This window comes from Streptomyces sp. NPDC026500, from assembly GCF_055567635.1.
On sequence record NZ_JBVHQB010000021.1, the window covers coordinates 159,916 to 185,166 of the forward strand.

Consider the following 25,251-nt stretch of genomic DNA (forward strand, 5'->3'; position numbering starts at 1 on the left):
GCCGTGGCGGGCGCCCCTTACTCCGTCTTCTTGGCCGGGTCGGGCTTCTTGGACGGGTCGGGCAGGGCCTTCGTCATCCCCGGCAGGAAGTCCGTGAACAGCTCGTGCACCTCGTGGACGAGGGGCCGCAGAAGACGGAAACGGGACAGCGAGACGCCACGCGCGGTGAGGCGTGCGCCGCGCTCGGCGAGCCGGTAGCTGCGCTCGCGGCTCTCCGTACGGTCGAAGACCCAGTACAGGACGAGCCCCATCTGGGAGAGCCACATCAGCTCGGGCAGCACCTCGCGCAGTTCCTCCGGCACCTTGGTCTTCGCCCCGGCCAGCACCTCCTTGTGGACGCTGATGGCCTCCACGCGCGCGTGCTCCGACTCGGGGGAGAAGGGGCTGAGCGGACTGTCCGGATCGGCGGCGTTCTTGAAGAACTGCACGGCGAACTCGTGGTACGGCGTGGCGATGTCCAGCCACGCCCTCAGCACGCCGCCCAACCGGGCCTCCAGGTCCGTCTCGCGGTCCAGCACCTCCCGGACCGCCTCCCGGTGTTCGGTGGCGATCCGGTCGTAGAAGCCCTGGATCAGGTGCTCCTTGCCGGCGAAGTAGTAGTACGCGTTCCCGACGGAGACCCCGGCCTCCTGGGCGATGGCCCGCATCGTCGTCTTGTCGTACCCCCGTTCCTGGAAGAGCCGCATCGCGGTCTCCAGGATCAGGGCCCGGGTCTGCTCGCTCTTGGCCGGGCTCTTCGCCGTCTCCTTGCCCGGGGACTTGGACGGCTCGGAGGCCGCGGCGGGCTCGACCGGCTCGGGGGACCCGATGGGGCCGGGGCTGTCTGTCGGTGCTGGCACGGGACGAGCCTAACGAGTGGGGACGGTCGAGCATTCGCCGCTGTCGCAGGCGGGGGGGACGTAGGTCCATCCAGAGGTCGGGTCGTAGCTCCACCCGTCGCCCCAGTGGTACGCGCCACCGCTCCACCGCTGGGACGTCCGTGACGCCTGCGCCTCGCGCCACTTGGCGGCGGCGAGGGTCGCGCCCCTGGCCAGCTTGGCACCCGTGGGAGTGCTCAGCCGGTGGGCCAGCGCCCGGTACTCGCGCAGCGCCCACAGGGTGACGACCCACGCGGCGGCTCCCTGGTACACCTGCCCGGCGTCGCCCACCACGGTGATCTCGTCCAGGGTGGCGCGGTGGTCGAGCCCCGGGAAGCGCCGGGCGGCCTCCTCGGATCCGGCCGGTACGAACCGGAGCGGTACGAGTTGCGCCTGTCCGGCGAGCCACTGCTTCAGGAAGGCGCACAGCGAGCAGCGCGCGTCGTAGAGGACGGTGAGCCCGAGGACCGGGACGCGCGCGGCGCCCCGGTCCCGGGTGGCCGAGGTGCCGGCCACCGGTATCACGCCCCGGCCGCGGGGGCGGCCCAGTCCGTCGGCTGCACCGGCGGCATCTGCTCCCGCTCCATGACACCCCGCCGCCGGATCCTGTTGAGCACGTAGACGTTCCCCAGGTGCATGACCCCGAGCACCAGCAGGACGACACCCAGCTTGGTCGACAGGGCTTCGAAGATCTCGCGGGCGTTGGAGATCTCGTCGCTCTGGTGCAGATAGAGCGCGACGAAGCCCAGGTTGACGAGGTAGAAGCCCACCACCAGCAGATGGTTGACGGCGTCGGCGAGTTTCTCGTTGCCGTGCAGGACGTCCGCCAGGAAGATCCGTCCGTTGTGGCTCAGCGTGCGCGCCACCCAGACCGTCAGCGCGATGCTGACCAGCAGATAGATGACGTATGCGACGACCGTGAGATCCATGTCCCCACCCCTTCTTGAACGCGTTCAAAAACGCTGTCTGGGATGAATGTAGACCTGCTTTTGAACATGTTCAAGTCGGATCTCGCGTGCGCGTACGCCGGGCGCCTCCCGCACTCGGGTCGCGGTGCGTCGGCGCCGCGTCGGGGGTGGGCTGGCGAGGTGGGCCGGGGTTATCGCTGGGCCCCGCGGGCCAGTTCGGGGCGCTTGGTGTAGTCCGTCAGGCCGATGACGTTGCCCCAGGGGTCCGCGATCTCGACGGTCCAGCCGGTGGCGCCGGAGAAGGGCTCGTCGAGGGGCGCGATGCCCGCGGCGGCCAGTGAGCGGGCCGCGGCGCGGGCGTCCGGCACCTCCAGCCACAGCCGCGGCGACGCCCAGGGTGGCGGCCGGTGGCTCAACTCCTCGTCCAGCCGCAGCAGTACACCAGGCGTCTCCTTGCCCACCTTCAGCAGCGCGATCCCGGCCTCGTCGAGCCGGAAGGCCGGCGGAAACCCGGCGCGCTCGTAGAAGCTCACGGCCTCGCCGAGATTCCCGACGGGCAGCAGTACGTTGTCGAGCCCGAGCAGCTCGCACGACACGTCGTCTGACATGCCATCAGATTAGGAGCGGGCCGGAGGGAGACGGGGAAGGGCTGACCGCGGGCCGAAGATGTGATCACCCGTTGAGGCGAAGCGGCTCCTCCCTCCGACGGTTCGGCCCGGTGACCGATTGTCAGTGGTGGCTCGTAGTGTCGTCGGCATGGGAATGGTGACGTTCGTCGACGAGACGACCAGTGGGGGCCGGAGTGCCGGCTGGGGGATCGAGATCGCCGAGGAGCGCCTCGCGGTGCGCGAGTTGATCCGGCGGCGGGTCTTCCAGGAGGTCGCCGAGTACAACGCGCGCATGCCGGAGGTGTTCCAGGGCCTCGTGCAGCCCGAGGACACCGAGCGGGTGCTGAACGGCTACGCGCTGCGTACGCCCCGCCGGATGGACCCGGAGGCGCAGAGCGCACTGGCGCTCAAGGCCTTCGCGGGGAACGGCTTCCTGGTGCTCGTGGGCGAGCGCCAGGTGACCGACCTCGACGAGGAGATCGAGCTGGTCCTGGGCACCGAGGTCACCTTCCTCAAGCTCGTCGCGCTGGTGGGGGGATGACGGTGAACGGCATCGGGAAGTGGGCGCCGCGGATCCGTGAGCGGGCGGTCGAGGGCAACATGGGGGAGCTCGCGACCGACCTCCTCGAAATGGCCGTGGCCTACAAACAAACTAGCTGGGGCGGCGGTTGGGCCGAGATCCTCGACGTACTGCCGACGCTGCCTGCCGAGCAGCGGGCCCGACTGGCCGACGCGCTGGCGGAGCGCTATCACTCGGTCGGCGATGAATCGCTCTCCCGGAACAACGCGCTGATCCTGCTCGGCTTGGTCAGCCGGGGTCTCCCCGAGGACCGGCTCGCCGTCGAGCGGTTGAAGCAGCTCGACGAGATCGGCAGGCGGTACAGCTTCTGGTCGTGGTCAGGGCTGGTCGTGCTGGCCGAGACCGAGCTGGCGACCGGCCGCCGGCTGACCCCCGCCGTTGTCGCGGTCCTCCGCCGCACGGCCATGGACCCTTACGGCTCCCCGGTCGTGAGGGACCTGGCGAAGAAACTCACGGAGCCCGTCCTCAACGTCGGCGAGGAATGGGCCGAGCGGGCCATGAAGGACGGCTCCGGCCCCGACTGGCAGGCGCTGCTCACCCACCTGACGACCGCCACCGCCTCCAAGCCCTCCGCCAAGTGGGACAAGCAGGCGCGGGCCCTGATCGAGGCCCTCGGCGCCGACCGGGTCCGCGTCGCCGCCCTGTCCTGGCTCGCCCTGGTCGGCCGCCCCCGGACTCTCCCGCTGGAACGCCAGGCGTACGAGGCGGACATCAACAACACCTACGACCCCTGCAACGCCAACGCCCTGCGCGGTCTCGCCTGGCTGGTCTCCCTGCTGCCGCCCCACCCCGACACCGCCCGGGCCCTCGGCGGACTCGTCGAGACGTCCCTGAAGAAGGTCAGCGGACTGGGCCCGCGCAATCCGAAGGTCGCCAACGCCGGTGCGATCGCGCTCTCCCGTATCGACGGCGAGGCAGCCCTCGCCGAACTGGCCCGGCTGGCCACCCGGGTGACGTACAAGGCCACGGCCAAGCTCATCGACGGATTCCTCGGGGCGAAGGCCACCGCACTCGGGCTGAGCCGGGAGGAGATCGAGGAACTGGCCGTCCCGGCGTACGGGCTCGGCGAGGTGGGGCAGGCCCGTCACGAGCTGGGGGAGATCACCGCTCTCCTCGGCGTCCAGGGCTCACGCGCCGTGCTGAGCTGGCACAACGCGACCGGCAAGGCCGTCAAGAGCGTGCCCGCCGCCGTGCGGCGCGACCACGCCGAGGAACTCAAGGAGCTGAAGGCGGCGGTCAAGGACATCGACAAGATGCTGTCGGCGCAGACCGAGCGCCTGGACCGGCAGTTCCTCGCCCGGCGCACCTGGACGTACGGCACCTGGCGCGAGCGCTACCTCGACCACCCGCTCGTCGGCACCCTGGCCCGCCGCCTCCTGTGGACGGTCGACGGCACACCGGTCGGGTTCGCGAACGGCGAGCTGCGCACCCTCACCGACGATCCGGTCAAGGGCGGCGAGGAGGTCACCCTCTGGCACCCGGCCGGCCGTGAGCCCGCCGAGGTCGTCGCCTGGCGGGACTGGCTGGAGCGGCACGAGATCACCCAGCCCTTCAAGCAGGCCCACCGCGAGGTGTACCTCCTCACCGACGCCGAGCGGGCGACGGGCACGTACTCCAACCGCTTCGCCGCACACTTCGTGCGCCAGCACCAGTTCAACTCCCTCGCCGCCATCAGGGGATGGCGCAACAAGCTCCGCCTCTGCGTCGACGACGAGGCGCCCCCGGCCACCCGGGAGCTGCCCCAGTGGGGCCTGCGCGCCGAGTACTGGATCGAGGGCGACGGCGAGTACGGCGACGACACCACCGAGTCCGGCAGCTATCTGCGGCTGCGCACCGACCAGGTGCGCTTCTATCCGCTCGACGCCCCCGAGAACTCGGCGCACTGCTACGGCGGCGAGTACCGCATGCGGCTGTGGGACGGCCAGGACCCGGTGGAGCCCCTGCCCCTCACCGAGATCCCGCCGCTCGTCCTGTCCGAAGTCCTGCGGGACGTCGACCTGTTCGTCGGCGTTGCCAGTGTCGGCAACGACCCGACCTGGCAGGACGGCGGCCCCGGCGGCCGCTTCCAGGAGTACTGGACGTCGTACGGCTTCGGCGATCTGACCGAGACCGCGCAGACCCGCCGCACCCTCCTCGACCGCCTGATCCCCCGGCTGGCGATAGCCGACCGCTGCACGCTGGAGGGCCGCTTCCTGCACGTGAAGGGCGAGCGCCACACGTACAAAATCCACTTGGGCTCGGGCAACATCCTGATGAGCCCGAACGACCAGTACCTGTGCATCGTCCCGAAGTCCGCCGCGGGCGGGCCCCAGGCCGGCTATCTGCCCTTCGAGGGCGACCGGATGCTGTCGGTGATCCTCAGCAAGGCGATGCTGCTGGCGGACGATCTGCGGATCACGGATCCCACCATTCTCAGCCAGCTCTGACAGACGCGGCCGCGTCCCGCGCGGCTGACGGCACCGGACACGCCGAAGGGCCCCGCTCCCAGGAGGAGTGGGGCCCTTCGGGCGTTGGACAGGTCCTGGCGGAGCGACCGTCAGAAGCGGCGCGTGATGAGCGCGCGCTTGACTTCCTGGATCGCCTTGGTGACCTCGATACCGCGCGGGCAGGCGTCCGTGCAGTTGAACGTCGTGCGGCAGCGCCACACACCGTCCTTGTCGTTGAGGATCTCCAGGCGCTGCTCGCCCGCCTCGTCACGCGAGTCGAAGATGAAGCGGTGGGCGTTCACGATGGCGGCCGGACCGAAGTACTGGCCGTCGTTCCAGAACACCGGGCAGGACGACGTGCACGCCGCGCACAGGATGCACTTCGTGGTGTCGTCGAACCGCTCGCGGTCCTCGGCCGACTGCAGACGCTCGCGCGTCGGCTCGTTGGTGTCCTTCGTGATGAGGAAGGGCATCACGTCGCGGTACGCCTGGAAGAACGGGTCCATGTCGACCACGAGGTCCTTCAGCACCGTCAGACCCTTGATGGCCTCGACCGTGATCGGCTTCTCGGGGTTGAGGTCCTTGATCAGCGTCTTGCAGGCCAGGCGGTTCTTGCCGTTGATCCGCATGGCGTCCGAGCCGCAGATGCCGTGCGCGCAGGACCGGCGGAACGTGAGCGTGCCGTCCTGGTCCCACTTGATCTTGTGCAGCGCGTCGAGGACACGCTCCTTGGGGTCGATCTCCAGCTGGAAGTCTTCCCAGACCGACTCGGCCGAGACCTCCGGGTTGAACCGGCGGACGCGGAACGTGGCGGTGATGTACGGGGAGTCGGCGAAACCGGGCTCGGGTGCGCCGGCCGCGTCCGCCTTGTCCAGGGTGGGAGTAGCCATCAGTACTTACGCTCCATCGGCTGGTAGCGGGTCTGGACGACCGGCTTGTAGTCGAGACGGATCGACTCGGCGCCGTCGTCGCCGACCTCGCGGTACGCCATGGTGTGGCGCATGAAGTTGACGTCGTCGCGGTTCGGGTAGTCCTCGCGGTAGTGACCGCCGCGGGACTCCTTGCGGGCGAGCGCGGAGACGGCCATGACCTCGGCCAGGTCGAGCAGGTTCCCCAGCTCGACGGCCTCGAGGAGGTCCGTGTTGAACCGCCGGCCCTTGTCCTGGATCGAGACGTTCAGGTAGCGCTCACGCAGCTCCGCGATCTTCTCGACCGCCGTCTTGATCGTCTGCTCGGTGCGGAACACCATCACGTTGGCGTCCATGCACTCCTGCAGCTCCAGGCGGATCGCGGCGACCCGCTCGGTGCCCGTGGAGTTGCGCAGGCGCTCGACCTGGGCGACGACCTGGGAGGCCGGCTCCTCGGGAAGCTCGACGTAACCGGCCTTCGCCGAGTACTCCGCGGCCGCGATGCCGGCCCGGCGTCCGAAGACGTTGATGTCCAGCAGCGAGTTCGTGCCGAGACGGTTGGCGCCGTGCACGGACACACAGGCGACCTCACCGGCCGCGTACAGGCCCGGAACCACCGTGGTGTTGTCCGAGAGGACCTCACCCTGGACGTTCGTCGGGATGCCGCCCATGGCGTAGTGCGCGGTGGGCTGGATCGGGATCGGGTCCGTGTAGGGCTCGATGCCGAGGTAGGTGCGCGCGAACTCCGTGATGTCGGGCAGCTTGGCGTCCAGCTGCTCCGGCGGGAGGTGCGTGAGGTCGAGGTAGACGTGGTCGCCCTCGGGACCGCAGCCGCGGCCCTCACGGATCTCCGTGTAGATGGAGCGGGACACGACGTCACGGGACGCGAGGTCCTTCATGACCGGCGCGTACTTCTCCATGAAGCGCTCGCCGTCCTTGTTGCGGAGGATGCCGCCCTCACCGCGGGCGCCCTCCGTCAGCAGGATGCCCATGCGCCAGATGCCGGTCGGGTGGAACTGGAAGAACTCCATGTCCTCCAGCGGCAGCCCGCGACGGTAGACCGCCGCCTGGCCGTCACCCGTGAGGGTGTGCGCGTTGGAGGTCACCTTGAAGAACTTGCCGGTGCCGCCGGACGCGTAGATCACGGCCTTCGCCTGGAAGACGTGGATCTCGCCGGTCGCGAGCTCGTAGGCGACGACGCCCGCCGAGTGCTTGACCCCGTCGATCTCGGTGATCAGCTGGTCGAGGACGTAGAACTCGTTGAAGAACTCCACGCCCTCCTTGACGCAGTTCTGGTACAGCGTCTGGAGGATCATGTGACCGGTGCGGTCCGCGGCGTAGCAGGACCGGCGGACCGGGGCCTCGCCGTGGTTGCGGGAGTGACCGCCGAAGCGGCGCTGGTCGATCGTCCCCTCGGGCGTCCGGTTGAACGGCAGGCCCATCTTCTCCAGGTCGAGGACGGAGTCGATGGCCTCCTTCGCCAGGATCTCGGCGGCGTCCTGGTCGACCAGGTAGTCACCGCCCTTGATCGTGTCGAAGGTGTGCCACTCCCAGTTGTCCTCTTCCACGTTGGCGAGCGCGGCGGCCATGCCGCCCTGCGCGGCGCCCGTGTGGGAGCGGGTCGGGTAGAGCTTCGTCAGCACGGCGGTGCGGCTGCGCTTCGTCGCCTCGATGGCGGCGCGCATGCCGGCGCCGCCGGCGCCGACGATGACGGTGTCGTACTTGTGGATCTTCATGAGTGGTTGCCTCAGCCCCGTGCCTAGCGGATGTTCGGGTCGAAGGTGAAGATCACCAGCGTGCCCAGCAGAATCGTGAACACCGTGGCGGTGTACAGCAGGCCCTTCAGCCACAGGCGCGTGCCCGCGCGTTCCGCGTAGTCGTTGATGACGGTACGCAGGCCGTTGGAGCCGTGCAGCATGGCGAGCCACAGCATCGCGAGGTCCCAGGCCTGCCACCAGGGGCTCGCCCAGCGGCCGGCCACGAAGGCGAAGCCGATCTTGGAGACGCCACCGTCGAGGACGAGCTGGATCACCAGGTGGCCGATGACCAGGACGACCAGGACGATGCCGGACAGGCGCATGAAGAGCCAGCCGTACATCTCGAAGTTGCCGCGGGTCGATTTCGGGGTCTTCTTGGTGCGCTTGCGAGGGGCCTCGATGAACGGGGCCGGATTGTCGACGCTGTAGGCCGAGAAATCTCCGGCGCCCTCTACGGGGCCGATACCGGAAGCGGCGGTGTCAGTAGTGGACATCTGCGTCAGCTCCCGAATACTTCGCGGAATGCGTGACCGAGGACGGGGTAAAGAGCCCCGAACATCAGCACGACCCAGATACCGACGACGGACCAGAGCATCTGCTTCTGGTAGCGCGGGCCCTTGGACCAGAAATCGACGGCGATGACACGCAGGCCGTTGAGCGCGTGGAAGAGGATGGCGGCGACGAGGCCGTATTCCAGCAGCGCGACGATCGGCGACTTGTACGTGGCCACGACGTTGTCGTATTGCTCGGGGGAGACACGGACGAGAGCAGTGTCCAGGACGTGTACGAACAGGAAGAAGAAGATGAGGACGCCGGTGACTCGATGAGCCACCCAGGACCACATTCCTTCCCGGCCGCGGTACAGCGTTCCAGCCGGCACGGAAGAACCCTCCGGGAGCGGGGATTGGGGCCGCGCCGGCTTCTCTGTCGGTCGGGCCCGGCCGGGTACGGTCCACCGGCCCCGGCCATCGTAGCGACGTGTTGTCGGAACGCTTACAGCGGCCCTATCAATGTGATCAAACTGGCAATCAATCAGGCACGTTCGGGCTATTACGGACGCCGGATGTCGGCGGTTCGCGGCTCCTGGGCGAACTGACGGACGAGGCGGGTCAGCCGGCCGCGGGCCAGTCTGCGCAGCTCGTCGGCGGTGATGACCCGTTCCTCCTCGGGGTCGTTCGCCAGACGCGACCGGATTCCGACGAGTACGTGGTCGAGGGCTTCCCCTGGGGCAAATCCGTCCAGACAGATGACGAACACATGTCCGAATCTGCTCTCGTATGCGGCGTGTGCGGCGCTCAGCGCGGTGTGGGCGACGGAGTACGCGCCCTCCGGGAGCAGCGCGAGCGACTCGCCGGCGAGGGCTTCGGCCAGGTCGGCCGGGGTCAGGTCGTACGCCGCCTCGTCGGCCGCGGCCAGCAGGGCGCCGAGGTCCGGGTAGGGGCGGTGATCGGCCAGACGGTGGACCCAGCGCAGGCTGCGGCAGCAGGTGAGCAGGGCGCGGGTGACCTCATCGGCGGGTGCGGAGTTGAACCCGTCGAGGCGGGCCGGGGACGGCGCCGCGCTCTTCTGCTCGGGGAGGGCGACCTGGCCGGGGAGGCGTGGGAGACGGTGAGACGTCAGCGTGGATCCTCGGCGGTGGGGTGAGACGCGCGACGTCCGGTGAGCGTGACGTGCGTGCGATACGTGTGTTTCGGCAGGGGGAGAAGTGAAAGGTGTGCCGCTCACGCTATCGAGGAGTGTCGGGACCTGTCCGACGGATGCCCGGATTTCACCCGCACGAGAGAGTTTCGGAGCGTGTGGTGGACGCCCGCGGTGACGGCCGGGGCAGAGTTCGCGGAGGAGCGGAGGGGGGCTGCCGAGAGGTGGCGTGGAGAGGTGGACACCTCGATGGAGGAGTACACCTGAATGGAGGAACGGGTCCGGAAGCGACATGAGCGTGGCGGAACCGGCGGGGCGGAATGTGGAGTCCCCCAGGCGGCGACATGCGCGTTGCGGAACCGGCAGCGCGAAACGTGGTGGCGAAATGAGCGGGGTGAAGTGAGCGGAGTGAAGTGAACACGGCCTGGTGAACACGGCGTGGTGATCAGGGTGAAGTGAGCTGGGTGAAGTGGCCGTGGTGAAGTGGGTGCGGCGAAGTGAGAGCGTGAAATGAGGGTGGCGGAGTGAGTGGTGGCAGGCGGCGGGCGCCGCGGCGGCGGACATGGCGGAACGGGCAGGCCGGGCTCGCCGCGGGCGGTCTGGCGGTCGCCGGTGTCGTCGCCGTGGCCGTGGCGGTCTGGCCCGGTGGCGACGGACAGCCGGCCGGGGCGCGGGTGCCGTCCGCCGACCGGTCGCAGGCCGTGTCCGCCGGCCTGTCGCCCGCCGCCAGTCCCTCGCCGACCCGGAACTACCCCCTCTCCAAGGCCCCTCGCACCATCCCGGCCGTACGGCAGCACATCGCGGCCCGCGGCCCCGGCTGGCGCCCGGCCGCCGGTGCCCGGGTGGTCGTGGCCAACAACGGCCTCGCCGACGAGGGCAAGCTGCTCGCCGGCGAGCTCAAGCTGACGTACGCGGGGCGGACGGGCGCCAAGGCGGGCGATGTCGAGCTGGGCCTCGACAAGGGGAGCGCGGGCCCGGAGTCGTACACCCTCACCGTCAAGAACAGCCGGGTCACCATCACCGGGCCCGCCGAGGCCGGTGTCTTCTACGGCACACGCACCCTCAAGCAGGAGGTGCACGGCGGCGGTACGGCGCCGGAGGGTGTCGTACGCGACCGGCCCGCGAAGCCGTTCCGCGGGTTCATGCTCGACATCGCGCGCAAGCACTTCACGGCGGCCTGGATCGAGGACCGGGTGCGGGAGCTCGGGGACCTGAAGTACAACCAGCTCGGCCTGCACTTCTCCGACGACCAGGGCTTCCGCATCCAGTCCGACACGCACCCCGAGATCGTGTCGAAGCAGCACCTGACGAAGGCGGAGGTGCGCCAGATCCTCGCTCTCGCGGCTAGCCGGCACATCACCGTCGTGCCCGAGATCGACTCGCCGGGCCACCTCGGCGCGGTCATCGCGGCGCACCCCGATCTCCAACTGCGCAATGTGTCGGGGGTTCCCGTCCGCGGCGCCGTCGACGTCTCCAAGCCCGCTGCGGGCGCCCTCGTCGACGACCTGCTCAACGAGTACGCGAGCCTCTTCCCCGGCGCCTACTGGCACCTCGGCGGCGACGAGTACCAGGCACTGACGGTGGCGAACCCGGCGGCGTCCTTCCCGCAGCTGGCCACCGCGGCCAGGAACAAGTACGGAGCGGGCGCGAGTGTCGCCGACCTCACGACCGGCTGGCTGAACGACCGCGCCAAGCTGATCCACGGGCACGGCCGGACGGCGCGGGCCTGGAACGACGGCTTCTTCCGCGGGGGCACCGTCCAGGCGGACGGCGGTCTCCAGGTGGCGTACTGGACCGGCAAGGAGATCGGGGCCCGGCTGCCGATCGAGTATCTGAGTGCGGGCCGCAAGGTCATCAACTACAACGACGAGTACCTCTACTACGTCCTCGGCGAACCCCAGACCTTCGTCTACCCGACCGGGCAACGCATCTACGAGCAGTGGACCCCCCTCGTCCTGCGCGGTACGACGCCGGTCCCCGCGAAGTACGACCCCCAGATCCTCGGCGGGTCCTTCGCCGTCTGGTGCGATCTCGCGGGCTCGCAGACCCAGGACCAGGTCGCGGCGGGCATCCGCATGCCGCTGCGCGCCCTGACCCAGAAACTGTGGGATCCGCGCACACCGGCCCTGTCCTGGACTCAGTTCAAGGTGCTGGCGAACCAGTTGGGCTGAGGCGGTACCGGGCGCGGCAGGAACGGTCTGGACCGAGCCGGTACCGGGTGTCGCCAGGGCGTTGCCGGAATGTGCTGGACGCGGCGACGTGCGGAAGTTTATCTTCCGTTTACTTGTTCGTGTGCCGGGCGTGACCCTGGGGAGGGGTGCGCCCGGCTTCTCGTGCCGTCACCGCGACGTGACGCACGCCTGGGGGTTCTCATGACCATGCCGCCATCGCCGCAGCAGCCCACGTCGGAGGGGCCTGCCGCGACGCAGCCCATGACGGAAGGGCCCGCGTCGCCGCAGCCCGCTGTGCAGGGAATCGCCTCGCGGCCCCCCTTGCCGCCGCTGCCGCCGCTCCCGTCGCCGCACGGCCCCGCCTCGCTGCGCTCGCCCGTCGTCCTCGGAAAGGTCGCCGCCGCACTGCTCGGCCTGGTGATCGCCGCGGACCTCTTCGGGATCTGGGCGGACTACACGCTGTACGACGTGACGGCTGACCACGCGGACTCGCTCAACGCCGTCGCCGGGTATGCGCAGGGGGCCACGCTCGTGGCGGCCGCCGTCGTCTTCCTGATCTGGTTCCTGCGGGTCCGTGTCAACGCCGAGGTCTTCAGCCCGTTCGGGCACACCTTCTCCCGAACCTGGGTGGGCTGGGGCTGGTTCGTGCCGTTCGTGAACCTGTGGCGCCCGCGCCAGGTCATGGCGGACATCTGGGACGCGAGCCGGCCGGCGGGTATCCGTAACCGGCAGGGACTCGTCAACACCTGGTGGACGTTCTGGATCATCGGGCTGGTGGCCGACCGAGCCTCCATCGCCGCCTCCGGCAAGCCCGGAACCGCCCAGGCGATCCAGGATGCCGCCGTCCAGTCCCTGTTCGCCGACGCCCTCGACATCGTGGCCGCCGTGTTCGCGATCCTCGTCGTGTTGAAGCTGACGCGGATGCAGGACCGCAAGGCGCACGAGGGCCCGGTCGCGTCCGGCGTCTGACGTGCACCGATTCGTCCGTTTCGCGGCCCGACCCAGGCGCCTGAGGAACCGTCGGGCCGTTCCTCGGCGTGTCGGGTGCCGAGTCAGAGCAATTGGCCGAAAACCTGTTCATCTGGCTCTTCGACAGGCAGGGTGGGGTCGCACTGTGACACTCCTGGTCCGTTGCACGCAGTAAGGGGAAGTGCGGGCTCCGTAAGGCAAGGGCGCCCTGTCGAGGCATTTCGAGGGAGTCGTGATGAGTCTGGTGGAACTGATCGCTCAGGCCGACGAGCGAGGTCTGGCGGCGAGCGGTCTGGCTTGTTTGGATCGGTGTGTGCCGCTGCTGGGCGGTGACGACGATGTCCTGCGCCCCCTGTGGGCGAGCCTGGCGGAGACGGACCCCTGGGCCGAGTGGGGAACGCGCCTTGACGAGGCTCGCGCCAAGCTGGACGCGGAGGACCCCGAGCCCGCCGTGACCGACGAGGACCACGCCGCCGTGCTCGCCCGCGGCATGCTCGACGCCGTCCCCGCGAAGCCCTCCGAGGAAGAGCTGCGTGCCTGGTCGGACGCCTGCTCGGTGGCGGCGCTGCAGGTTCACCGGTTCCTCGACCACGCCGACGACGCGGAGGCGTGCGTGACGGCACGCCGTGAGGGGCGCACGGAGGGGATGTCCCCGCTCGTCGCCGCCGAACTGCGCCGCCAGGTCGCCATCCTGGAACTGCTCGCCGAGCACGGCAAGGGCGGACTGCGGCTCGCACTGGACGCGTCGACGGAGGGGCGGCGCGTGCTGCGGGCGGTGGTGTCACGCAGGGCGCGCGGGCGGGTGTAGCCCCGGGACACGGGTGCGCCGGAGGCGGTACGGCTCCGGCGCACCCCAAACCTTGTCCCTGAGGGGCTTCTGTGACGGTCCCGAGGTGGAGGTGGCGGTCCTGGGCCGGTGTCGCGAACCCTCGCTCGAACGGGTGACGAATCCGGCCGTCGTCGCGCTCTATCGAGTGTGAACGCAACTCAAGCTACCCGGCCCTCAGCTGCGACAAAGCCCGTTCGCTGGGCGGCCGACACGGTCGCGACCATGCGCGAGGGCGCCCGGCTGCGCCTCGACTACTCGGCGCAGAGCCTGTGGCGCGTCGACCGCGTGATCGACGAGATACGCCGGGACGGCGCCCCGTACGCCGCCATCGAGAGCGTGCTGCGCGGCTTCGGGGCGTACGCCGGTGAGGTCGTCGCCCGTCAGGCCGGCGCCGAATGGTGGGAGACCGGCGGCGAACACTGGCTGCGCACCCCCGACGGACGGCTCTGGGACCCGATCGAGGAGGCCCGCCGCTGCTACGCCGGCGACGGCTCCCTGCGCCTGCTGTGCCGTGAGGCCACCCGCTAGGACCTGTCCGGCGCGACGACGGCCGGGCCGCTTTCCGCGTCCGGGCGGCGTGTCTGACGCACTGTGACATTTCCTTGGGGTCCGACGCTGATGACCATGGGGGTGTCGACGCGGCCGGCCGCGTCGACAGGGCACATTCGGGCGAACTCGGTGCGAACGAGGACAGTGTTGGGCCAGGGAGGGGAACCCCGCCGCGTGCAGCCGTACGACGCGGAACTGGGCGTGGCCGTGGCGCGGGCGCAAGAAGGGGACGAGGCCGCCTTCGCGGTCGCGTACCGGATCGTGCAGCCCGGACTGCTCGGCTATCTGCGGGGCATCGTCGGCGACGACGCCGAGGACGTGGCGTCCGACGCCTGGCTGGAGATCGCCAGGGACCTGGGACGGTTCCGGGGAGACGGCGCGGGGTTTCGCGGCTGGACCGCGACCATCGCCCGGCACCGGGCGCTGGACCATCTGCGGCGGCTGAGGGTGCGGCCCCGGGGAACCGCCATCGAACAGGATGTGCTGGACCTGCCCGGCAGGCACAGCACGCACGACGAGGCGCTGGAGACCCTGTCCACCGAATACGCCCTGGAACTGGTCGCGGGACTGCCGCGCGACCAGGCCGAGGCCGTGCTCCTGCGGGTGGTCGTCGGCCTCGACGGACCGGCCGCGGCGCGCGTCCTCGGCAAACGCCCCGGCGCGGTGCGCACCTCCGCCCACCGCGGCCTGAAGCGGCTCGCGCGCCAGCTCGGCGTCACGGATGTGACGGATGAGGAGTCCCGGACGCTGGGGGAGTCGGGATGAGCCGTGCGTCCGGAACGGCCGGCACGCCGTCGCCGCCCGCAGCGGCATCGCCGCCCGGAACGGCGTCGCAGTACGACGGACGGATGTTGTCCGGCGGACGGACGGCGCACGGCGGACGGCCTTTGTACGGAGGGCGGTTGCTCTGCGGCGGAAGGTCGCCGTTCGGGGCCGGGGTGTCGAACGGCGGGATGTCGTCCTTCGGTCACCATCCGCCGCGGGGCGAGGAACCGTCGTGCGGAGTGCGGTCGTTGTACGGCGCGGAGCGCGGAGTGGAGTCCTCGTACGACGACGAGTTGTCGGGCGGAGCGGCAGGCGGAGATGGAACCGGACGCGGAACCGGACATGGGTGAACGGCACGGCGACGGCGGGATTCCCGACCGGCGCGTCGCGCGTCCGGCGACCCCCGGGAGCGAACAGGCCGGTCTGGAGACGCTCCTCGCCGCGGCGATGCGCGGTCGGGCGGACGACACCGAGGCGGAGACGCGGGCCGTCGCCGCCTTCCGGGTCGCGCGGGACGGCGGCGCGCACACCGCGCGAACCCGGCGGCGGGACGACTGGCGCCCCGGCGAGCAGAGGCGGCCGAGCCGTTCCACGAGGGCCACGTTCGCCGTGCTGCTGGCCGGTCTGACGCTGGGCGGTGTCGCCGTCGCGGCCGTCGGACCGTCCTCGCACGACGACGGCGGCCACCGGGGCAGCGCCGGGGCCCGGCCGTCCGGCAGCGGTGCGGACCGGTTCTCCGGCAAGGCCGCGCCGCCCGTCGGGCCCGGAACTCCCGGCGTCTCCGCCCCGAGCGGCTCGGTGGAGACCGACCCCGCGGGGCGTCCGCCGAAAGCCCAGGACACCGAGGCCCACTGCCGTGCGTACGACTCGGTCAGGGGCCGGGGCAACGCCCTGAACGCGAGGGCCTGGCAGCGGCTCGTCACGGCCGCGGGCGGCGAGGACGAGGTCGAGGCGTACTGCGCCGAGCAACTGGCCGAGCGCACCGGGGCCAAGGAGACGAAGGGGACCGGGAACCCCGGGAACAGCGGGAAGGCGGCCAGGACGCCGGTTCCGGGAGCCCCGGCCGCCACGCCGAAGCCGACGAAGTCCAGGAACGAGCGGTAGGCAGGCAGCGGTAGGAGGGCCGAGGTCGGCAGGCCACTGGGTCGAACAGGGTTCGACGGCACCGGCGCACATCGCTGCCGATGGCAACGGCCGGGGCCGCCACCCCCCACAGGAGAGGCCCCGACCGTCGCGCGGCACGGGCCGCGCGGCGACCCGTACTCTCTACAGCGCCGGGACTGCGTTTTGTGTCACACCTCGCACTGTCACCATGTAGTTGCGCGTTGTACGAACATGGACGGGGAGCTGTTTCAGGCCGTAACGTGCCTTTCGCGCCGGTGCGGAGAACGGACGACCGCAACCACGAGGGACCTGAGACCACGATTGCGTGGAATCCGGGACCGCGACCACGTGGGGCCTGAGACCAGAACCGCGTGGGACCTGAGACCAGAACCACGCGGACCTGAGACCACAACCGTCCATCGAGGAACCACGACGGCGAGAACCCGGTCCGCGAGAGCGGCGCCGGTTGAGGCGCAAAGAGGGGCGCGGGGGTGCTGGGGGACGACGCGGAGCTGACCGCCGCGGTACTTGCTGCACAGGACGGGGACGAGACCGCGTTCCGGACTGTGTACCGAGCGGTGCATCCACGCCTGCTCGGATACGTACGGACGCTGGTGGGCGAGGCGGACGCGGAGGACGTCACGTCCGAGGCCTGGCTCCAGATCGCCCGTGACCTGGAGCGGTTCAGTGGGGACGCGGACCGTTTCCGCGGCTGGGCGGCGAGGATCGCCCGCAACCGCGCCCTGGACCACATACGGATGCGTGGCCGCCGCCCCGCGATAGGCGGCGACGAGACCGAGCTGACCGGCAAGGCCGCCGAGTCCGACACCGCGATCGAGGCGATCGAGGCGCTGTCCACCGACAGCACCCTCTCGCTCATCGCCCAGCTCCCGCAGGACCAGGCGGAGGCCGTAGTGTTGCGCGTCGTGGTCGGCCTCGACGCAAAGACGGCCGCCGAGACCCTCGGCAAGCGTCCCGGAGCCGTCCGCACGGCGGCGCACCGCGGCCTGAAACGGCTCGCGGAGCTGCTCGGCACCGATCCGGAATCCGTCGGCGCGCTCGACGCCGTTCCCCCACAACGAGGTTCGCGCACCCGCGCGGTGACGTCCGCCGGTGTGACGCATACGCGTTCGCGGGCGCAGAAGGACATGTGATGGCCGACGAGCAGTACAGGTGGCTGGACCGCGACGCCGCGGAGCGTCTGCTGCGCAGAGAGCCGCTGGAAGCCGTCGACGCCGGCACCCGTGAGCAGATGGACCGCCTTGCCGAGGCGCTCGACGCGCTGGCCGCCGAACCCAAGCTGAGCAGCGACGAACTCCCGGGCGAGGCCGCCGCGTTGGCCGCGTTCCGCAAGGCGCGCGCGGACGGGGACGGCGCCGCGGCACAGCTCGGCCACCGTGGTCACGCACGGCCCGGCGCGCATGTCGCGGACGGCGGCCTCGTACGCATCGGGCGCCCCGGCGCGCACGGACGCCGGACGCGTTGGGGACGGCCCACCCGCTTCGGGCTCGCCGCGGTGCTGGCCGTCGGGATGGTCGGCGGGGTGGCCGTCGCGGCCGGAACCGGAGTGCTGCCGACTCCGTTCACCCGTGAACACCCGGGCCCGGCCGCCACGGCCACGGCGGTACGGACCCCGGACCGGCCGCTCGTGTCCGCCTCGCCGTCGCCCGAAGTCTCCGGCGGCATCGGCTCCATGCTGCCGGTGCCTGACGGTCCGTCGGGCGGTCCCTCCGGCGACGCCTCCTCGCCCGCCGATTCCGGCACCGACTTCACGAGCGGTCTGCCCCGTCCGGACTCCACCGGGAGCGCCGACCGCACCCGCGAGTGGTGGGCCCGTACGCGTTCGTACTGCCGTGATGTCCTCGACGGCAAGGATCTGGACGCGGACCGCAGGCGCGCACTGGAGCATGTGGCGGGTGGCGGCCGCCGGGTGAAGCTGTACTGCTCGGGCGTCCTCGGCCGCCGGCTGGGCGGCGGATCGGCCGACGGCACCGGAAACGGAACAGGCGACGGCGGCGAGCAGGGGTCGAGCCAGGGGGACCAGGGCGGCGAGCAGGGCGGCGGCGGTGACGGCGACGGCCACCACATAGCGCCACGCGGCAACGACCCCCGGGGCAACGGTGGTATCAGCACCCCGTCCGCCCTGTACCCGGGGCCGGCTGCGCTCCTGCCGGCCGTGCCGACGAGGTCCCCGCTGTCGAGCGCGACGCCGATCCCGTCGGACAGCGCCCTCTCGTGAACGGCCGTTCTCCCAGGCGCTGATCGTGCCGTCGTCGGCTTCCCGACCGGCGTGCTGTCGTGCCGTCAGCTCTCCGACCAGCTCACTCTTGTGACCGTTGCCCTCGCGCAGAGCGTGCTGCGGGGCTCGGCCCCGTCGTGCCGCACGGGTGGCCCAACACCCTGACTCTGGTCCGGCGAGCTCCCGGAGCCTCGCTGACCTGCGCTTTCGTATTGCGTTGAACTTTTTTTGGGCCGGGTGTGACGTTTTCGGCCGCCCTGACGCAGTAAGTGGTGAGCCGACTGGTCATCGGCCGTCGCACGGAGCCGGGGTTCCCCCCGTACCCATGGCTCTGTGCAACCGGCGCGGGTGGGACACGTTCCCCCGGTCCCACCCGCGCCCCACTCTCCCTCGCCCCGCCTTCGCGCAGGGGTCCGTCACCAGTAGACGACGACCTTGTCGCCCGTGCGGACCTGTGCGAACAGCGCCGCGACCTTCCCCTCGTCCCGCACGTTGACGCAGCCGTGCGAGGCGCCGTAATAGCCGCGGGCCGCGAAGTCCGAGGAATAGTGCACCGCTTGGCCGCCGCTGAAGAACATCGCGTACGGCATCGACGTGTGGTAGATCGTCGACACATGGTGGCGCGACTTGAAGTAGACGCTGAACACACCTTCGCGGGTGGGCGTGTACTGCGAGCCGAACCGCACGTCCATCTCCGAGACCGTCCTGCCGTCGATCATCCAACGCAGCGTGCGGCTCGTCTTGCTGACGCACAGCACACGGCCCGTCATACAGCGCGGGTCGGGCTTCGCGGCCGGCTGCCCGCCGTAGGGGTACAGCTCCCAGTCCGCCGGTTCGTGTGTCATCTTCCGCAGCCGCCGCCAGGTGACGGTGTCCAGTTCACCGGTGCGCGGCAGCCCCCGCTTGCCCTGGAACCCCTTCACGGCCTCGACCGTCCGGGCGTCGTACGTCCCCGTCGGCGGGGTGATCAGCCACGCGACCTGATGCAGCCGCGCCTGCGCCTTGCGGACGTCGTCGCCCCGGTCGCCGCTGGACCAGAGGACTTCGGCGGGCACGGCGGCGGGCTTGCCGCCCTTCCCCGTCCCGGCGGAGCCGGACTGGTCGTCCGCCCCCTTCGACGGCGCGGCGGGCTTGTCGTCCTCCCCCTTCGCGCCGGGGGCCGGGGCGAGCGAACCCTCGATCCGTACCGGCGGCTTCTTCCCCTGCGCGTCCACGGCGTGCGCCGTGCAGCCGCTCACCGCGGCGAACGCCGCGAGCGCGGCCAGCGATCTCTTCATGCCAGTCGTACGCATCCGGACCCCTGTTCCACCCGTCCTGTCGTGCACTTCAGGCCCCCGTCCCGCCGTCGTGTCACCTGAGATGCTCCCCGCGGGTGACCGGTTGCGAACCAGGCCGCATGGTGGAAGAGAACCATGGAACCGGCCCGCGAAAGGGTCGTTGAGCAAGGTCCCGGCGCGGGTCCCTCTGCTTGGTGCACCGGGGCCGCTACAGTCCGTGGCCGAGGTCGATTCCTGTCATCGGGCCGCTTCACGGGAGGCACAGCAATGGCGCGCGAATCCGAGTCCGGACTGCCCATCGAACCGGTCTACGGCCCCGAGACCCTGGACGGCTGGGACCCGGCCGAGAAACTGGGCGCGCCGGGCGCGTACCCCTTCACCCGTGGGGTGTACCCGTCGATGTACACGGGCCGTCCGTGGACCATGCGGCAGTACGCCGGTTTCGGCACGGCCACCGAGTCCAACGCCCGCTACAAGCAGCTGATCGCCAACGGCACGATGGGCCTGTCGGTCGCCTTCGACCTGCCCACCCAGATGGGCCACGACTCGGACGCCCCCCTCGCGCACGGCGAGGTCGGCAAGGTCGGTGTGGCGATCGACTCGATCGACGACATGCGCGTCCTGTTCGACGGGATCCCGCTGGACAAGGTCTCCACCTCGATGACGATCAACGCGCCCGCCGCGCTGCTGCTGTTGATGTACCAGCTGGTCGGCGAGGAACAGGGCGTCCCGGCCGATCGGTTGACCGGCACCGTCCAGAACGACGTCCTCAAGGAATACATCGCGCGCGGGACCTACATCTTCCCGCCCAAGCCGTCCCTGCGGCTCATCGCGGACATCTTCAAGTACTGCCGGACCGAGATTCCGAAGTGGAACACGATCTCGATCTCGGGCTATCACATGGCCGAGGCGGGAGCGACTCCCGCGCAGGAGATCGCGTTCACGCTCGCCGACGGAATCGAGTACGTCCGTACGGCCGTCGACGCCGGCATGGACGTCGACGACTTCGCGCCCCGCCTCTCCTTCTTCTTCGTCGCCCGTACGACCATCCTGGAGGAGGTCGCCAAGTTCCGAGCGGCCAGGCGCATCTGGGCCCGGGTCATGCGGGACGAGTTCGGCGCGAAGGACCCCAAGTCGCTGATGCTGCGCTTCCACACGCAGACGGCGGGTGTCCAGCTCACCGCGCAGCAGCCGGAGGTGAACCTGGTCCGGGTCGCGGTCCAGGGCCTCGGCGCGGTCCTCGGCGGCACCCAGTCGCTGCACACCAACTCCTTCGACGAGGCCATCGCGCTGCCCACCGACAAGTCCGCGCGACTGGCCCTGCGCACCCAGCAGGTCCTGGCCTACGAGACGGACGTGACGGCGACGGTCGACCCGTTCGCGGGCTCGTACGTCATCGAGAGGATGACCGACGACGTCGAGGCGGCCGCCGTCGACCTCATGACGAGGGTCGAGGACCTCGGCGGCGCCGTCGAAGCGATCGAGCACGGCTTCCAGAAGGGCGAGATCGAGAGGTCCGCCTATCGCGTCGCCCAGGAGACCGACTCGGGCGAGCGTGTGGTGGTCGGCGTCAACCGCTTCCAGCTCGACGAGGAGGAGCCGTACGAGCCGCTCCGCGTCGACCCGGCCATCGAGGCCCAGCAGGCCGAACGCCTCGCCCGCCTCCGCGCCGAGCGAGACCAGGAGGCCGTCGACACCGCACTCGCCGCCCTGAAGAAGGCCGCCGAAGGCACGGACAACGTCCTCCACCCCATGAAGGACGCCCTGCGCGCCCGCGCGACGGTCGGCGAGGTCTGCAACGCGCTGCGCGAGATCTGGGGCACGTACGTGCCGTCGGATGCCTTCTGACCTGCTCTCCCGCGTACGGGCCGCGCACCGCGCGGAGATTCGCTCCTCGACGGCGACTGACGGGCGAGACGCCTCTACGGGCTGTCGGAGGCCCGTGCGACACTCGCTCTCATGCTTGGTGTCATCGATCTCCCCACCTATCTCGCGGGTCTCGTCCTGATCGTCCTGCTGCCGGGACCGAACTCGCTGTACGTGCTGTCCGTCGCCGCCCGCAGGGGCGTCCGTACGGGCTATACCGCCGCCGCGGGTGTGTGGTGCGGGGACACCGTGCTGATGACGCTGTCGGCGGCCGGTGTGGCGTCGCTGCTGCAGGCGAACGCCGTGCTGTTCGGGATCGTGAAGTACGCCGGCGCGGGATATCTGACGTGGCTGGCGGTCGGGATGCTGCGGGCCGCGTGGGCGATGTGGCGGGCCCGACGGGAGCCGGTCGCGGAGAGCGCGGAGCCCGAGGTGGTGGCCGGGGAGCGGCCGTTCCGGCGGGCGCTGGTGATCAGCCTGTTCAACCCGAAGGCGATCCTGTTCTTCGTCGCCTTCTTCGTGCAGTTCGTCGACCCCGGGTACGCCTACCCGGCCCTCTCCTTCGTCGTGCTCGGCGCCTTCGCCCAGCTCGCGAGCTTCCTCTACCTGACCGCGCTGATCTTCAGCGGTACGCGCCTCGCGGCGGCCTTCCGCCGACGCAAGCGCCTCTCCGCGGGCGCCACGACCGCCGCAGGCGCCCTCTTCCTCGGCTTCGCGGTCAAGCTCACGCTCGCCAGCACCTAGGAACGCCGGTGGCGTTCAGCCGGGGTCGAAGGCGGGTGCAATGTGCGAGGGAGCCGAGTTCGGGCGTCCCCGTTTCCGGGCGGCCAGGTGGCCACCCGGAAACGCCTGGAAACGGTTCAGCAGTGGTCGGTGGACGTCGCGTACCAGCCGCCCCACGTATTGGTCGCGTAGTCGTCGTAGTTGCAGTAGGAGTTTCCGGACTCCGTCACGACCTTCACGGCCTTGCCGGTGGAGTTCTCGAAAAACGCGGTGAAGTGCGACGCTCTGCCGTTCCCGGGCATCTCCTTCCAGCCGCCCGCACCCGACCACGTGTGCCAGATGCTTCCTGAAGGTGCCACACCGAAGCACTCGGACGGCCCGAATTGCCAAACGAACAGGATCGCGCCGTATTCGTTCAGGTTCCCCGTGTAGCCAAGACACGTGACGGACGCAGCGGCTGCCGGAGTCGCGGACAGCCCCACCGCGCCTGCGGCTGCCAGTGACAGCGCGGCGACAGTGGCCGACAGGCGGAAACGAGACTTCACGTTCTCTCCCTTGTTCGGTTTCGCTGGCTGAAGCTTTTTCCGAATTGCACGCTACGGAGGGAGAAGTGAATTCCACAAGGCTGATTTCGGCTGTCGGCGGGAACGGACTCGCGCGCTCCATGTAGGAAAAGTGGCGCAGGAATTCAACTGTTCGCTATTCTTCGGTCTCGCGTGATGCCCGCACGGCTGGGCCGATATCAGCCGAGAGCGAGTTCGTCCGGGCCGAGAAAGTTCCTGTGATGCCGGTGCTGCGGCCGGGCCCCCGTACCGGCTGCGCGCCAAATAGAAAGCACTGACGTATCCGCCGGCGAATCGAGCAACCGCGCTGCGACCGGGTACTGAGCGCCCGGCTCAGCCAACTGACAGCGGTTCGAACGCCACCGGGTCGCTCACCGACCGGCTGAGCAGTTCCTCGTCCGTCTCCGATTCCGTCTCCGAGTCCGTCTTCACCGGACCTTCCCTCCTGCGGCCGTGACGACGACGACGCCCGCACCCGGTGGTCGGTGACCGGGTGCGGGCGCGTTCGGCGGAGGGGCGATCTCCGGCCGGGTGTACGGGTGCCTCGGGGGCGACCTACGGAGCGGTCACCGGAAGGCCGGCTACGGGCGCGGCTTCGAGAGGGCCGTGCGGAGTTTCGGGGTGAGCCATTTCTCCACGTACTGGTTGAGCAGCCAGGCGAGCAGCAGCATCGTGGCGACCGTGGCCAGGAACGTGCCGTACGACGGGATGTGCAGGGTCTGGTGGTAGGCCTTGATGGCGACCCAGCCCAGGTGTTCGTGGACCAGGTAGAAGGGGTACGTCAGTGCGCCCGCGACCGTCAGCCAGCGCCAGTTCGCCCAGCGCAGCCAGCCCAGTGCGATCGCGGCGACGGCGACGTAGCCGAAGGTGATGACGAGGATGATGCCGAGGGACGAGCGGTTGGAGAAGAACTCCGGGTTCGGGGCGTGCCACAGCCGCTGGACCGCGTAGTGCTGGCCGATCAGCCAGCTCACGCCGACGATGCCCCAGGCGTACGCGTCACGCCGGTCGCGGTGGACGAGATAGAGGCCGACACCGCCGATGAAGAGCGGGGCGTACTCCGGCATCAGGACCATGTTGAGGAGCGGCTCGTTCACGCCCTGCGCGATGGCCGCCGCGAGGGTCCAGCCCGCGCAGAACATGATCACGCGCTGCCGGTTCGCCCCCGGCAGCACGATGCACAGCGCGAAGAGGGCGTAGAAGCGGACCTCGGCCCACAGGGTCCAGCACACGCCCAGCACCCGGTCGACGCCCAACGGCTGCTGCAGCATCGTCAGGTTGAGCAGCGCGTCGCTCGGGGAGACCGCCTTGTACGCGACGACGGGCAGGGCGAACACCGCCGTCACGATGATGATCGCGGCCCAGTACGCGGGCAGCAGCCGGGAGGCGCGGGAGGCGAAGAAGGAGCGCAGCGGCCGGCCCCAGCCGCTCATGCAGATGACGAAGCCGCTGATCACGAAGAAGACCTGCACGCCCAGACAGCCGTAGGCGAACAGATTGTGCAGCATGGGGAACTGATGCTTCGGCGAAGTGCCCCACGCCGTCGCGACCTCGCCGTCCCGGCCGCCGTAGTGGTATCCGGCCACCATCAGGGCCGCGACGAGCCGCAGCCCGTCGAGGGCGCGCAGCCGGTTCTCCCGGCGCGCCGCGGGCTTGGGCGGGGGTGACGTCTCGGCGGGTGGCAGGACGGTACGGACCACGGTGCCGGTTGACGTCCCGCGGGCCTCCTCGGGCGTGTCGATCACAAGGTTCCCCTCAATGGGACTCAGCTGGCCCACAGCACGTTAGTCCGATAGTCGGGGATGCTTACGCCTCGGCGAGGCCGGTTTGTCGTCTCGCCCACGGGAGTTCATCTATGTGATGCCCCTACGTTGAGAACTCTTCCGAATCGGCACAAATCGACGGCGGTCCGGACGAGGTTCCGAAGTCCTCTCGAACGGGTGTCGCGGGGGGTGGGGAGCGCAGGGGCGCATGTGGGGCGCGCCGATGGGTGTTTGGGGGTGCGCGAGGCGCGCGCGGCAGGCGTGCACCGGGAGCCCGCCCCGAAGTATGCGCGGGGCGCACCCCCGGCAACGGAGACAACGCCCCAGCGGCCACGCGCAAGCGCGCCCGCCGCAAACACCCGTGGACACGCCGACCCTGGAGACCCGGGTGGCCCGAGAGACCGGCGCGGTCCGGGAATCCCGGTGATCCGAGAACCTCGGAGCCCGAAAAGCCCCGCGTGGCGCGACAACCCCGATGGCCCGGGAATCCGCGTGGCGCGACAACTCCGATGGCCCGGGAATCCCGCGTGGCCCGGGAACCCCGGAGCCCGGGAATCCCGCGTGGCCCGGGAACCCCGGAGCCCGGGGATCCCGCGTGGCCCGGGAACCCCGGAGCCCGGGAATCCCGCGTGGCCCGGGAACCCCGGAGCCCGGGGATCCCGCGTGGCCCGGGAACCCCGGAGCCCGGGGATCCCGCGTGGCCCGGGAACCCCGGAGCCCGGGGATCCCGCGTGGCCCGGGAACCCCGGAG

General features: G+C 70.3%; 24 protein-coding genes. 12 read left to right on the forward strand and 12 right to left on the reverse strand.

The window, feature by feature from the left end; genetic code table 11:
• Window positions 1-17 precede the first annotated feature (17 nt).
• The 4 genes from ACZ4N5_RS32160 to ACZ4N5_RS32175 form a co-directional block, all read right to left on the reverse strand.
• Window positions 18-839 carry a TetR/AcrR family transcriptional regulator gene (locus ACZ4N5_RS32160; protein ID WP_467760544.1) on the reverse strand — a complete coding sequence of 274 codons (822 nt, stop codon included), beginning with the start codon at window positions 837-839 and terminating at the stop codon, window positions 18-20.
• 9 nt (window positions 840-848) lie between these two features.
• Window positions 849-1,373 carry a thiol-disulfide oxidoreductase DCC family protein gene (locus tag ACZ4N5_RS32165; protein WP_467760545.1) on the reverse strand — a complete coding sequence of 175 codons (525 nt, stop codon included), beginning with the start codon at window positions 1,371-1,373 and terminating at the stop codon, window positions 849-851.
• Between the two features lie 5 nt (window positions 1,374-1,378).
• Window positions 1,379-1,786 (reverse strand): hypothetical protein, encoded by a 408-nt coding sequence (locus ACZ4N5_RS32170; protein WP_467760546.1) that lies wholly within the window; start codon window positions 1,784-1,786, stop codon window positions 1,379-1,381.
• A 170-nt stretch (window positions 1,787-1,956) separates the two neighbouring features.
• A complete protein-coding gene (locus ACZ4N5_RS32175) occupies window positions 1,957-2,373 on the reverse strand; it encodes a VOC family protein (RefSeq protein WP_467760547.1) in 417 nt (138 codons plus the stop codon).
• Window positions 2,374-2,521: 148 nt separating this feature from the next.
• Here ACZ4N5_RS32175 and ACZ4N5_RS32180 point away from each other — a divergent pair, with 148 nt between their 5' ends.
• Both ACZ4N5_RS32180 and ACZ4N5_RS32185 read left to right on the forward strand, forming a co-directional pair.
• Window positions 2,522-2,914 (forward strand): hypothetical protein, encoded by a 393-nt coding sequence (locus ACZ4N5_RS32180; protein WP_467760548.1) that lies wholly within the window; start codon window positions 2,522-2,524, stop codon window positions 2,912-2,914.
• Window positions 2,911-5,379 carry a DUF4132 domain-containing protein gene (locus tag ACZ4N5_RS32185; RefSeq protein ID WP_467760549.1) on the forward strand — a complete coding sequence of 823 codons (2,469 nt, stop codon included), beginning with the start codon at window positions 2,911-2,913 and terminating at the stop codon, window positions 5,377-5,379. Before ACZ4N5_RS32180 ends, ACZ4N5_RS32185 begins: the two co-directional genes overlap by 4 nt.
• Before the next feature lie 110 nt (window positions 5,380-5,489).
• Here ACZ4N5_RS32185 and ACZ4N5_RS32190 read toward each other — a convergent pair whose 3' ends face one another.
• The 5 genes from ACZ4N5_RS32190 to ACZ4N5_RS32210 form a co-directional block, all read right to left on the reverse strand.
• A complete protein-coding gene (locus ACZ4N5_RS32190; RefSeq protein WP_365870727.1) occupies window positions 5,490-6,269 on the reverse strand; it encodes a succinate dehydrogenase iron-sulfur subunit in 780 nt (259 codons plus the stop codon).
• Window positions 6,269-8,023: a succinate dehydrogenase flavoprotein subunit gene (gene sdhA, locus ACZ4N5_RS32195; RefSeq protein ID WP_467760550.1), complete on the reverse strand. Its 1,755-nt coding sequence runs from the start codon at window positions 8,021-8,023 to the stop codon at window positions 6,269-6,271. Before sdhA ends, ACZ4N5_RS32190 begins: the two co-directional genes overlap by 1 nt.
• A 23-nt stretch (window positions 8,024-8,046) precedes the next feature.
• Window positions 8,047-8,538 (reverse strand): succinate dehydrogenase hydrophobic membrane anchor subunit, encoded by a 492-nt coding sequence (locus ACZ4N5_RS32200; RefSeq protein ID WP_467760551.1) that lies wholly within the window; start codon window positions 8,536-8,538, stop codon window positions 8,047-8,049.
• A gap of 5 nt (window positions 8,539-8,543) precedes the next feature.
• Window positions 8,544-8,924, reverse strand: coding sequence for a succinate dehydrogenase, cytochrome b556 subunit (sdhC, locus tag ACZ4N5_RS32205; protein WP_261705972.1), 381 nt, complete (start codon window positions 8,922-8,924; stop codon window positions 8,544-8,546).
• A 170-nt stretch (window positions 8,925-9,094) separates the two neighbouring features.
• Window positions 9,095-9,664: a 2-oxo-4-hydroxy-4-carboxy-5-ureidoimidazoline decarboxylase gene (locus tag ACZ4N5_RS32210; protein WP_467760576.1), complete on the reverse strand. Its 570-nt coding sequence runs from the start codon at window positions 9,662-9,664 to the stop codon at window positions 9,095-9,097.
• 542 nt (window positions 9,665-10,206) lie between these two features.
• Between ACZ4N5_RS32210 and ACZ4N5_RS32215 the strand changes: the two genes are divergently transcribed.
• The 8 genes from ACZ4N5_RS32215 (at window position 10,207) to ACZ4N5_RS32250 (ending at window position 18,308) form a co-directional block, all read left to right on the forward strand.
• On the forward strand, window positions 10,207-11,853 hold the full coding sequence (locus ACZ4N5_RS32215; RefSeq protein ID WP_467760552.1) for a beta-N-acetylhexosaminidase: 1,647 nt from the start codon (window positions 10,207-10,209) through the stop codon (window positions 11,851-11,853).
• Window positions 11,854-12,054: 201 nt separating this feature from the next.
• Window positions 12,055-12,822 (forward strand): DUF4328 domain-containing protein, encoded by a 768-nt coding sequence (locus ACZ4N5_RS32220; RefSeq protein WP_467760553.1) that lies wholly within the window; start codon window positions 12,055-12,057, stop codon window positions 12,820-12,822.
• A 235-nt stretch (window positions 12,823-13,057) separates the two neighbouring features.
• Complete coding sequence (locus ACZ4N5_RS32225; RefSeq protein WP_467760554.1) at window positions 13,058-13,630, forward strand: hypothetical protein; 573 nt, start codon at window positions 13,058-13,060, stop codon at window positions 13,628-13,630.
• A gap of 168 nt (window positions 13,631-13,798) precedes the next feature.
• The gene (locus ACZ4N5_RS32230) at window positions 13,799-14,179 is read left to right on the forward strand and encodes a hypothetical protein (protein WP_467760555.1); all 381 of its coding nucleotides are present in this window, start codon (window positions 13,799-13,801) and stop codon (window positions 14,177-14,179) included.
• Window positions 14,180-14,347: 168 nt separating this feature from the next.
• The gene (locus ACZ4N5_RS32235; RefSeq protein WP_467760556.1) at window positions 14,348-14,965 is read left to right on the forward strand and encodes an RNA polymerase sigma factor; all 618 of its coding nucleotides are present in this window, start codon (window positions 14,348-14,350) and stop codon (window positions 14,963-14,965) included.
• A gap of 318 nt (window positions 14,966-15,283) precedes the next feature.
• A complete protein-coding gene (locus ACZ4N5_RS32240) occupies window positions 15,284-16,069 on the forward strand; it encodes a hypothetical protein (RefSeq protein WP_467760557.1) in 786 nt (261 codons plus the stop codon).
• 491 nt (window positions 16,070-16,560) lie between these two features.
• Window positions 16,561-17,223, forward strand: a complete 663-nt coding sequence (locus tag ACZ4N5_RS32245; RefSeq protein WP_467760558.1) for an RNA polymerase sigma factor — start codon at window positions 16,561-16,563, stop codon at window positions 17,221-17,223.
• Window positions 17,223-18,308, forward strand: coding sequence for a hypothetical protein (locus tag ACZ4N5_RS32250; RefSeq protein ID WP_467760559.1), 1,086 nt, complete (start codon window positions 17,223-17,225; stop codon window positions 18,306-18,308). Before ACZ4N5_RS32245 ends, ACZ4N5_RS32250 begins: the two co-directional genes overlap by 1 nt.
• Window positions 18,309-18,724: 416 nt before the next feature.
• Here the strand turns inward: ACZ4N5_RS32250 and ACZ4N5_RS32255 are convergent, their stop codons facing one another.
• Complete coding sequence (locus ACZ4N5_RS32255) at window positions 18,725-19,600, reverse strand: L,D-transpeptidase family protein (protein ID WP_467760560.1); 876 nt, start codon at window positions 19,598-19,600, stop codon at window positions 18,725-18,727.
• Window positions 19,601-19,852: 252 nt separating this feature from the next.
• Between ACZ4N5_RS32255 and ACZ4N5_RS32260 the strand changes: the two genes are divergently transcribed.
• Window positions 19,853-21,433: an acyl-CoA mutase large subunit family protein gene (locus ACZ4N5_RS32260; RefSeq protein WP_467760561.1), complete on the forward strand. Its 1,581-nt coding sequence runs from the start codon at window positions 19,853-19,855 to the stop codon at window positions 21,431-21,433.
• A gap of 111 nt (window positions 21,434-21,544) precedes the next feature.
• Window positions 21,545-22,195, forward strand: coding sequence for a leucine efflux protein LeuE (gene leuE, locus ACZ4N5_RS32265; protein ID WP_467760562.1), 651 nt, complete (start codon window positions 21,545-21,547; stop codon window positions 22,193-22,195).
• 116 nt (window positions 22,196-22,311) lie between these two features.
• Here leuE and ACZ4N5_RS32270 read toward each other — a convergent pair whose 3' ends face one another.
• Together ACZ4N5_RS32270 and ACZ4N5_RS32275 are read right to left on the reverse strand one after the other, a co-directional pair.
• On the reverse strand, window positions 22,312-22,719 hold the full coding sequence (locus ACZ4N5_RS32270; protein ID WP_467760563.1) for a hypothetical protein: 408 nt from the start codon (window positions 22,717-22,719) through the stop codon (window positions 22,312-22,314).
• Window positions 22,720-23,318: 599 nt separating this feature from the next.
• Window positions 23,319-24,482 (reverse strand): acyltransferase family protein, encoded by a 1,164-nt coding sequence (locus tag ACZ4N5_RS32275; protein WP_467760564.1) that lies wholly within the window; start codon window positions 24,480-24,482, stop codon window positions 23,319-23,321.
• Window positions 24,483-25,251 lie beyond the last annotated feature (769 nt).

Coding starts and splice junctions, on each gene's coding strand:
- ACZ4N5_RS32180 (WP_467760548.1), top strand. CDS start 2,522: ATGGGAATGGTGACGTTCGTCGACGAGACGACCAGTGGGGGCCGGAGT.
- ACZ4N5_RS32170 (WP_467760546.1), bottom strand. CDS start 1,786: ATGGATCTCACGGTCGTCGCATACGTCATCTATCTGCTGGTCAGCATC.
- sdhA (WP_467760550.1), bottom strand. CDS start 8,023: ATGAAGATCCACAAGTACGACACCGTCATCGTCGGCGCCGGCGGCGCC.
- ACZ4N5_RS32220 (WP_467760553.1), top strand. CDS start 12,055: ATGACCATGCCGCCATCGCCGCAGCAGCCCACGTCGGAGGGGCCTGCC.
- ACZ4N5_RS32255 (WP_467760560.1), bottom strand. CDS start 19,600: ATGCGTACGACTGGCATGAAGAGATCGCTGGCCGCGCTCGCGGCGTTC.
- ACZ4N5_RS32190 (WP_365870727.1), bottom strand. CDS start 6,269: ATGGCTACTCCCACCCTGGACAAGGCGGACGCGGCCGGCGCACCCGAG.
- ACZ4N5_RS32225 (WP_467760554.1), top strand. CDS start 13,058: ATGAGTCTGGTGGAACTGATCGCTCAGGCCGACGAGCGAGGTCTGGCG.
- ACZ4N5_RS32185 (WP_467760549.1), top strand. CDS start 2,911: ATGACGGTGAACGGCATCGGGAAGTGGGCGCCGCGGATCCGTGAGCGG.
- ACZ4N5_RS32260 (WP_467760561.1), top strand. CDS start 19,853: ATGGCGCGCGAATCCGAGTCCGGACTGCCCATCGAACCGGTCTACGGC.
- ACZ4N5_RS32240 (WP_467760557.1), top strand. CDS start 15,284: ATGGAACCGGACGCGGAACCGGACATGGGTGAACGGCACGGCGACGGC.
- ACZ4N5_RS32200 (WP_467760551.1), bottom strand. CDS start 8,538: ATGTCCACTACTGACACCGCCGCTTCCGGTATCGGCCCCGTAGAGGGC.
- ACZ4N5_RS32175 (WP_467760547.1), bottom strand. CDS start 2,373: ATGTCAGACGACGTGTCGTGCGAGCTGCTCGGGCTCGACAACGTACTG.
- leuE (WP_467760562.1), top strand. CDS start 21,545: ATGCTTGGTGTCATCGATCTCCCCACCTATCTCGCGGGTCTCGTCCTG.
- ACZ4N5_RS32250 (WP_467760559.1), top strand. CDS start 17,223: ATGGCCGACGAGCAGTACAGGTGGCTGGACCGCGACGCCGCGGAGCGT.